Below are 8,976 nucleotides of genomic sequence, written 5' to 3'. Positions count from 1 at the left end.
ATTTCCGAAGTCGTGTTAAAGACCGGAGTTCCGATCACTCAGATCTCCCAACATCTCGAAGAGGCTTCCGCGGCGGGAAAAACCAAAACACAACCGGACTTTCAGAAATACGGACTCGAGGTTGTGGACTTCTTCATTCAGTCGATCAATTTTGATCAAAACGATCCGAACTTCCAAAAGATTCAGAAAGTTCTCACCGATAAATTCGAAATCGAAACGATGGGGAATATGTATCAGCAAAAAAGAATGTTGGATATCGGGGAAGCAGCCGCAAACAATCCGGGAGGCGCGGCTGGAGAAGGTATGAGCGCCGGAATGGGACTCGGAATGGGGATGAATATGGCCGGAATGATGTCGAATATGATGAACCAAAATCAAAACCAGGCCGGAGCTAAACCGGCGGGAGAAGACGCGGCGACTCGGATCGGCAAATTAAAGTCTCTTCTCGACGGAGGTCTCATTACTCAGGAAGAATTTGATACCAAAAAAAAGGACATTTTGAATTCTATCTAAAATATGGTCTCCACTCTCACCCGATACAAAGCCGAATTTGAATGTATAAACGATTCCTGTAAAACTCGATACGATCTGAACGAGATCGTGTACGAGTGCAGAAAATGCGGAAGTCTTCTTCAAGTTTCCCACGACCTAGAAGCTCTGAAGACGGTATCGGGCGAGGAGTGGAAGCAAACCTTTGACTCCCGTTTTCGTTCGGTGAAGTTTCCGAATTCTTCCGGAATCTGGAACAAGAGAGAATGGGTTCTTCCGCACATCGAAGATAAGAATATCGTAACATCGGGAGAAGGGCTTTCGCATCTATTTCATTCCGAACGTTTGACCGCAGACTTGGGTCTCGGAAGTTTTTACGTTAAGCAATGCGGGATCTCGCACACCGGATCTTTCAAGGATCTCGGAATGACGGTCCTTTTATCCCAAGTAAAACAGATGATTGCGAACGGAGTTCCCATCAAGGCGGTGGCTTGCGCGAGTTCCGGAGATACTTCCGCCGCGCTTGCTTCTTACGCCGCAAAAGCTGGAATTCCTGCGATTATCTTTTTGCCAGCCGGAAAAGTATCACAGGCGCAACTCATTCAACCGGTATCTAACGGCGCGAAGGTGATCGCGTTGGATACGGACTTTGACGGATGTATGCAAATCGTCAAAGAAGTGACTCGCGAAGCGGGGATTTATCTTGCGAACTCTATGAATTCTCTTCGAATCGAAGGACAAAAAACCATTTCCGTCGAAATCACGCAGCAATTGGAATGGAAGGTTCCGGATTGGATCGTGATTCCCGGAGGAAATCTTGGAAACGTTTCGGCGCTCGGAGCGGGTTTCGAAATGATGCTTTCGCTCGGGCTGATCGACAAATTACCGAGAATCGTTTTAGCACAAGCGGAGCACGCAAACCCGTTGTATCTTTCGTATTTAAAGAATTTTGAAAGTTTCGAACCGATCTCCGCGAAGACGACGCTTGCTTCGGCGATTCAAATCGGAAACCCTGTTTCGATTCAAAAGGCGATCAAGACCCTGAAAAAGTTCAACGGAGTCGTGGAACAAGCGAGCGAAGCGGAACTTTCCGACGCGGCCGCGAAGGCGGATCTTTTCGGTTTGTACAATGATCCGCATACGGGCGTCGCTCTTGCCGCCTTAAACAAACTTTTGAAAAAGGGAACGATTGCAAAAGGGGAGAATGTGGTCGTAATCTCTACCGCGCACGGACTAAAATTCACCGAATTTAAGCTTAAATTCCATGCGGGCGAGATTGCAGGAACGGATTCTAGAATGGTGAATTCAATTCATAGAATCGAGCCAAAAGCAGAGAAAGTAATCGATTTGATTCGAAATTTGTTACGTTTGGGATAAAGCTCGTTTTAAAACGATTCTTAGATTTTTTTTAAGACTTTTTTTCTTAATTTTTTTTTTTTCGTCGAAAGTCAGAAGTTTTTCGTCTTATCTCTAATCCATGAGGGATTTTGACGATGTATCAGCAGACTTTCAGATGGAAGTCGATTCTGCAATTTCGAAAGAAGTTCCTATCTCTTTAATCACCTATGTGTTAACACCTAAGGGTGAGAAAAAACTCAAATATATCATTCAAGGAATTTTGACCCGTTACGATCGTTTGGATTTGACGGAGCTTCTTTATACTTCCTCCAAAGAGTTGATCGTTAATGCGACAAAAGCCGCCATCAAAAGGATTCTTTTTAAAGAATCGAAGTTGGACATCGAATCGATGGAAGACTATCAAAGAGGAATGGAATCGTTTCATAGCAGCCTCAGCGATAAAAAGTTCCCATTTTATAGGGAAAAAATGAAAGAACATGATCTTACTATAAAAGTAACATTCTTTTTTAATAAACATCGTATCATCTTAAAAATTCTTAATAATTTTCATTTAACGGATCAGGAAGAAAAGAGAGTGAGAGAGAAATTTAGAATCTCTCGAGACTTCGATAATCTTTTTGAGTTTTTTATGAAGTTCGGCGATTCAACGGAAGGCGCCGGGCTTGGAATTACGATGGTTGAAATTTTAGTTGCGCAGAGCGGATTTGACAGACACTTGTTTACGATTTACAGTAGAAAAGGTATTTCACAAACTGTTGCAAGAGTTGAAATTCCTCTAAGAGAGGATTACATTCCTAGGAGATCGAAATTCGGCAGAGGCCAAAATTTGATACCTAGTTTTGCAGAATGAGGATGAATGGAACCGAGTAATCAAGTTAATAAATTACAGGAGCAAGCGAACCTGATGAATCTCGCGCTTGAGTCTGTCGTTACGGAAGATCAAGCAGTCGAATTGATCCAAGGAAAGATTAGAGACGCTTTCCTATTAAAAATCAGAATCGATATTGAAAATAGAAGTGGTGCGGTCGTCGCGTTAGTAAGCAAATATAAAAATGAAGTAATAGAAATCTATTCTCTGTTTTCCAATTCTTCTTTGATTCGTAAAATTCGCAGTTTCGAGGATTCCGCCGCGTTCGCTTTGGATATGGTGGAAGCGGCGAAATCGGAACCGTTCGATCCCGGGCTTTCGGACAGCATCGGTCGTATCGTATATTCTAAACTAACAAAAGCGGTTTTAGATACTTCTTATCCGAACTGGGAAAGAAACGACGCTTCGAGTTTGGTTAATATTTTAGAAAATCAAATCAAAACATCATTAAAAGTGAATATAGTTAGAATCCAGGCGGACGTAGAATATATGTCGAGCTTGAAGTTCAGAGCTAAGAACGTGTTCACCGGAATCATTCCTGCCGTCAATCGTCCCGCCGAAGAACCCGCGCTCGGTCAAGTTCCGGAGAGTCAGGAAAAAACTCCGGTCCAAAGGCAAATTGAACAGTTTAAAAGACCTTTTGGAAGAGTGGTTCTTGCCAAGACGGTTCTTTCTCCGGTCGGAGGAATCGACTTTGACGATTTGAGTGAAGGAGATAAGCTCCTCTTTCAGTTGCCTATGGGAAGTATGGATGAAAAGGCGATGGCAAAGACCTTAGGCGGTTTCGACGAAGCCGGCAATCCTAAGAGTGTGGTCGGAGAATTTATCGGAATCGCCGCGGGCAAGGGAGAATATCATATTTTTGCGAAAGGACCTTCGGGTGTTCTGTTGCAGGCATTTGAAGAACGTCCCGTTCGACTTGCAAGACTGAAAGGAAAAACTTCCGGTTCCACTCCTGCGCCTGCCAAAGTAGAATCCGGTGGCGGCGGTTCTTTGGGGATGATCATCGTTGCCGGTGTTGTGATTGTTTTGGGCCTACTCGTATTTCTGATTATGAAATAAGCCGTCGATTCCTTAAAATGTGGGAGATCCTACATTTTAAGGGTCGTCGGTTCCGGTGACAACGCGCCGACTTGTTTGTCGGAGCAAATTTGCAAGAACTCCTCAAAACGTTTTTCAAGAAAACCTTCTGAGCTTACGGTTTTCTACCGCATCCCGCTTCGACGATCCCGTCTTTTTGAGAACATAGGAGTTCCTACATTTTCAAAAAAGATCAGCCGATCACAAGATTGACGAGTTTGCCGGGGACGTAGATTTCTTTGCGAATCGTTTTTCCCTCTAAAATACCCTGAATCTTTTCGAGATTCTTTGCCAAAGCGATCGCATCGGCTTGAGTCACTTCCTTGGGAGCTTTGAACTCGTCTCTTAGTTTTCCGTTCACTTGGACAACGATTAGAATTTCGGATTCGACCAAGTATTGAGCGTCCGCTTCCGGAAACGGTTCGTGAGATAAGGATTCTTTTTTTCCGGCGCGCTTCCAAAGTTCTTCGGCGATATGAGGAGCAAAAGGAGCGATCAAAAGAATGAAAGGTTCCAATATTTTTTTCGGTCTTCTTTCCAAGGGCGTGAATTCGTTTACGAAGATCATCAACTGTGAAATCGCCGTATTGAATGAAAAGTTAGGAATGTCTTCGGAAACTTTCTGAATCGTTTTATGAAGAATTTTCAATTCTTCCGGTGTGGGTTCCACGTCGTCGATGTGAAAGGATTCGTCCGCGCCGCCGTGAAACAATCTCCAGATTCTATTTAAGAATCGAAAAACGCCTTCGACGCCGCGCGTGCTCCAAGGTTTGACCATCTCCAAAGGACCCATGAACATTTCAAAAAGTCGAAGGCTGTCCGCTCCGTATTCTTTGATCACGTCGTCCGGATTGACCACGTTTCCGAGCGATTTGGACATCTTGCGTTTGTCTTCCCCGAGAATCAATCCTTGGTGAACCAGTTTTCCGAACGGCTCTTTCGTCGAGACAACTCCGATATCGTATAAGAATTTATGCCAGAATCTTGAATAGAGAAGGTGAAGGACCGCGTGTTCGGAGCCTCCGACATACATATCGACCGGCATCCATTTTTTTTCCAATTCCGGATCACAGAAGAATTTACCGTTTTTAGGATCGATGTAACGAAGATAATACCAACAGGAACCGGCCCACTGCGGCATCGTATTTGTTTCTCTTGTTCCGATTTCTCCGGTAACCGGATCCTTATAGCTCAACCATTCTTTTGCAAGAGCGAGAGGGGATTCTCCCGTTCCGGAAGGTTTAAATTCGGGTAAATTAGGAAGTACTAATGGAAGCTCCGACTCCGGAATCGCTTTCGTGACTCCGGAAGGATAATGAACCAATGGAATCGGTTCTCCCCAATATCTTTGTCTCGCGAAAAGCCAGTCTCTGAGTTTGAACTGAATTTTTTTCTTTCCGATCTGTTTGGATTCTGCCCAAGAAATGATCTTGGAAGAAGCCGAAACATAATCCAGTCCGTCGATGGAAATTTCCGTCGAGGACGAATTGATACAAACGGAAGTTTTAGAATCGAAGGACGCCTCTTCGGAGATTTCACCTTCGATTACCGGAATGATTTTGAGATGGAAGGCTTTGGCAAATTCGAAGTCTCTTTGATCGTGAGCCGGAACGGCCATGATCGCGCCGGTTCCGTATCCGTATAACACGTAGTCGCTGATCCACACCGGAATTTCTTTCGTAGGGTCGGCAGGGTTGATCACAAAAGCGCCGGTAAAAATTCCGGTCTTTTCTTTGCTCAACTCGGTTCGATCCAAGTCGCTTTTGAGAGCGGAGGCTTTTTGGTATTCTTCTACTTTTTGTTTTTGTTCGGGCGTTGTAATCGAAGCCACGATCGGATGTTCCGGAGCTACGACCATATAAGTCACTCCGAAGATCGTATCCGGTCTTGTGGTAAAAATTCGAATTCCATCGAGATCGCCGATCGCTTTTTTTAAAGGAAACGTAATCTCCAAACCTTCGCTCTTGCCGATCCAGTTTTTTTGCATCTCAAGCGTGGAAGTTGGCCACTGCACGAGCGTAAGGTCTTCTAAAAGGCGATCCGCGTAGGCGGTGATTCTCATCATATACTGACGCATCGGTTTACGAACGACTTCGTATCCCTTTTCCACCCATTCTTCCACTTCTTCGTTTGCGAGAACGGTCCCCAGGCCCTCGCACCAGTTTACGGGGATTTCGGCTTGATAAACGAGTCGGAAGTCCGAAAGAATTTTCTCTTTTTGCGCCGGAGTCGATTGGTTCCATTCCTCCACGCTGAATTGTTTATAGTCTAATCCTTGAGAACCTCGTTTGGAGAATCTTTCGACGAGATCGTCGATAGAATTTGCTTTTTTGAGTTCCGGGTTGTACCAAGATTTATAAAGCTGAAGAAAAATCCACTGTGTGAATTGATAGTAGTCGGGATCGGTCGTCGAAAGTTCGCGGGACCAGTCGTAAGAAAGGCCGATCATTTTGATCTGTCTTCGAAAATTGTCGATGTTGTTCTTTGTGGTAGTCGCGGGATGAACTCCGGTCTGCATCGCATAACGTTCTGCAGGGAGTCCGAACGCATCCCAACCCATGGGATGTAAAACTTCAAAACCTTTCATTCTTTTGAAACGGGAAAGAATGTCGGTTGCGGTGTATCCTTCCGGGTGACCTACGTGAAGTCCTGCTCCGGACGGATAGGGAAACATATCCAAGCAGTAGAATTTTGGTTTAGAAGAGCGAATATTTGTCTGAAAGCTATTGTTTTCTTCCCAAAAATTTTGCCAAAACGATTCTACTTCCTGAAACGGATATTGCATTTGGATCCTTATTTTCTTACTGAGTCAATTACCTTGATCAATCTTTGAAACGTTTTACTCAAACAGGATTTACAAAGATCGTATTGATAGAGTTGAGTGACCTTCGATCTGCATCCCGTGCAGATCAAGAGATGATTCCCTTTCGCTTCTGTTTGTTTTTCTTCAAGTAACTGCATTTTGCTCCCAGACTTATTCATGCTGATTTGTTTATTTACAGAGTGTCAATAAATCGGGAAAGAAACGTGATCCAACAACATCCCTTCCCGGCCGATCGGAGATTACGTTATAAAAACCAGGTAGTTTAGAGTCAAAAAAAATTAGCGAACACTCATCAGAAATAAGTGGAATTTTTTTTAAAAAAATTGAGATCTTTTGTTTTATGTGGAATGCTTTTTTAAATGCATGTTTCCAATGTATGAAAGCCGATTGAATGGAAATATATTTCTTTCAAGAGCCAGACAAGGATGGTGCCGCGTTTGCTACAGGTAAAAAATCTCAATAAGTCCTATTCAGTTTCCGGAAAAAAACTCGAAGTACTAAAAGACATCTCTTTTCAGATCGAAGAAGGAGAATTCATCGCTATTATAGGGCCTTCCGGCTCCGGAAAATCCACATTGCTCGCTATTTCAGCAGGTTTGGATCGTCCGGACGAGGGAGAAGTGATCTTGGACGGAATTCCTCTTTTGGAAAAACGGGAAGACGAACTTGCAAAACTGAGAGGAGAAAAAATCGGATTTATTTTTCAAAATTTTCAGCTGATCAAATCGCTCAATGCGTTGGAAAATGTCTCCTTACCTCTTGTTTTAAATTCAAAATTCACAACCGCTCAAATAAGGGATCAAGCGTTCTTATGGTTGGAAAAAGTTTCCATGAAGGAAAGAGCTTCTAATTTTCCCGGACAACTTTCGGGAGGAGAAGAACAAAGAATTGCGATCGCAAGATCGTTCATTCACAATCCGAAAATATTATTCGCGGACGAACCGACTGCGAATTTGGATAAGAAGAACGGCGTGATGGTGATGAATCTTCTCGCAGAGTTGAATCAAAAAACTTCCTCCACGTTGATCGTCGTTACACACGATCATTCCGTCGCCGATCTCGCGGATCGCGTGCTCGAAATGAGCGATGGAAAAATCATTCGAGAAATTCAGGGTAAGAAGAATCGGTTTCAAAAGAACGTGTCCGTGAAACCTGTGAACTCCGTAAAGGCCGCGAAGAAAAAGGTTTCAAAGAAAAAAAGATGAAACTGAAATTATTGATTCATTCGATCCTTCGGGATTTTCGTTCCAGAAAAAGTTCCGCGTTGCAGATTGTATTGGCGATTGCGATCGGGACCGGCTCTGTTACGGCGATTCATGCTTATAGAGAAGAATTGAGCCGGTCCATCCTAAAGGAAGCCCGCAACTTGATGGGGTCCGATCTCTTGATTCAAACTTCTTCTCCGATCACCTCGGAGCAAAAAGAATTTATGTCCCGAAGTCTTCCAAAGGGATCGGAAACCTCGGAACTCGTACAATTCGCTTCCATGCTTCGAAATACGGAGAACGACGAAACCACACTTTCTCTGATCAAAACGATGAAGGGAAAATTTCCTTATTACGGAGAAATTCTAACCGAACCGCCGGGTGCGTACCGCAAACTCAAGGAAGGAGAAATTTTACTCGAAGAAAGTCTGATCAAAAATTTAAAGCTGAAAATCGGTTCCTCCGTATCTCTCGGCGATGGAAATTTTATATTAAAGGGAAAGGTTCTCAAAGAACCCGGAATCGCGGGAAGTTTTCTTTCTATGGCTCCGACTTCTATCATTACTTCTTCGTCGTTGGCTTCGACGGGTTTGGAACAAAGAGGTTCTCGGATCAGTTATTTGATTCCGATCAAACTCAAGGATCCGAGCGTCGCGAGCAAATACAAAGAACTTCATTTTAAAGAGTATATTCAAAAAGACTTAACTCTTTACGATTCAACGGAGACTAATTCCGGTTCTCGAAAGTTCTTAACGAACACGTTGGATTTTTTCAGTTTATTGGGTTTGTCCGCGTTCTTTTTGGGGGGAATTTCGATTCTTCTTGCGAGTCGTGCTGGAATTAGAGAAAAGTCGGGCGCCCTCGCAGTATTAAAATGTCTCGGCGCCCGACCTCGGACGGTAAGTTTTATCGTTTTAGGAGAATTGTTATTTTTCTCTTTGATCGGATCCATTCTGGGAATTGCATTGGGAAATATCTTATTAGGTTGGATTCCGGATCTTGCAGGAGAAGATATTCTCGGATTTAGACCGACGATCGGATGGTCTTCCTTTTTTTGGGGATTATTGATCGGAATTTTAATTCCGTTCTTTTCTTCCATCGAGTCTCTTGTGGAAATCAGAACTCTCAAACCCATTCTGGCGCTAAAGGAA

8 protein-coding genes are annotated in these 8,976 nt (G+C 43.6%); 6 read left to right on the top strand and 2 right to left on the bottom strand.

The annotated features are described in order from the left end of the window. The 4 genes from CH376_RS23000 to CH376_RS22985 form a co-directional block, all read left to right on the top strand. On the top strand, positions 1–513 hold a 513-nt coding region (locus tag CH376_RS23000), incomplete at its 5' end, for an SPFH domain-containing protein (protein WP_207769155.1). 3 nt (positions 514–516) lie between these two features. Continuing rightward, the gene (thrC, locus tag CH376_RS22995) at positions 517–1,866 is read left to right on the top strand and encodes a threonine synthase (protein ID WP_100785389.1); all 1,350 of its coding nucleotides are present in this window, start codon (positions 517–519) and stop codon (positions 1,864–1,866) included. A gap of 100 nt (positions 1,867–1,966) precedes the next feature. Beyond that, the gene (locus CH376_RS22990) at positions 1,967–2,698 is read left to right on the top strand and encodes a hypothetical protein (protein ID WP_100785390.1); all 732 of its coding nucleotides are present in this window, start codon (positions 1,967–1,969) and stop codon (positions 2,696–2,698) included. 6 nt (positions 2,699–2,704) lie between these two features. After that, positions 2,705–3,778, top strand: coding sequence for an LIC10486 family protein (locus tag CH376_RS22985; protein ID WP_100785391.1), 1,074 nt, complete (start codon positions 2,705–2,707; stop codon positions 3,776–3,778). A gap of 211 nt (positions 3,779–3,989) precedes the next feature. Here the strand turns inward: CH376_RS22985 and leuS are convergent, their stop codons facing one another. Together leuS and CH376_RS24360 are read right to left on the bottom strand one after the other, a co-directional pair. Continuing rightward, positions 3,990–6,581 (bottom strand): leucine--tRNA ligase, encoded by a 2,592-nt coding sequence (gene leuS, locus CH376_RS22980; protein ID WP_100785392.1) that lies wholly within the window; start codon positions 6,579–6,581, stop codon positions 3,990–3,992. Positions 6,582–6,589: 8 nt separating this feature from the next. Further along, positions 6,590–6,757, bottom strand: a complete 168-nt coding sequence (locus tag CH376_RS24360) for a hypothetical protein (RefSeq protein ID WP_165781738.1) — start codon at positions 6,755–6,757, stop codon at positions 6,590–6,592. A 300-nt stretch (positions 6,758–7,057) separates the two neighbouring features. Here CH376_RS24360 and CH376_RS22975 point away from each other — a divergent pair, with 300 nt between their 5' ends. Continuing rightward, on the top strand, positions 7,058–7,825 hold the full coding sequence (locus tag CH376_RS22975; RefSeq protein WP_100785462.1) for an ABC transporter ATP-binding protein: 768 nt from the start codon (positions 7,058–7,060) through the stop codon (positions 7,823–7,825). Then, on the top strand, positions 7,822–8,976 hold a 1,155-nt coding region (locus CH376_RS22970), incomplete at its 3' end, for an ABC transporter permease (protein ID WP_125232033.1). The genes CH376_RS22975 and CH376_RS22970, both read left to right, overlap by 4 nt.

The sequence above is a fragment of the Leptospira adleri genome (genome assembly GCF_002811985.1).
Lineage (GTDB): Bacteria > Spirochaetota > Leptospiria > Leptospirales > Leptospiraceae > Leptospira > Leptospira adleri.
Note: the sequence above shows the minus strand (reverse complement) of the source record. Positions and strands in the feature narration are given on the sequence as shown.

Excerpts from the sequence above, each read along its gene's own strand:
- thrC (WP_100785389.1), top strand. The coding sequence starts at position 517 with ATGGTCTCCACTCTCACCCGATACAAAGCCGAATTTGAATGTATAAAC.
- CH376_RS22990 (WP_100785390.1), top strand. The coding sequence starts at position 1,967 with ATGAGGGATTTTGACGATGTATCAGCAGACTTTCAGATGGAAGTCGAT.
- CH376_RS22985 (WP_100785391.1), top strand. The coding sequence starts at position 2,705 with ATGGAACCGAGTAATCAAGTTAATAAATTACAGGAGCAAGCGAACCTG.
- leuS (WP_100785392.1), bottom strand. The coding sequence starts at position 6,581 with ATGCAATATCCGTTTCAGGAAGTAGAATCGTTTTGGCAAAATTTTTGG.
- CH376_RS24360 (WP_165781738.1), bottom strand. The coding sequence starts at position 6,757 with ATGCAGTTACTTGAAGAAAAACAAACAGAAGCGAAAGGGAATCATCTC.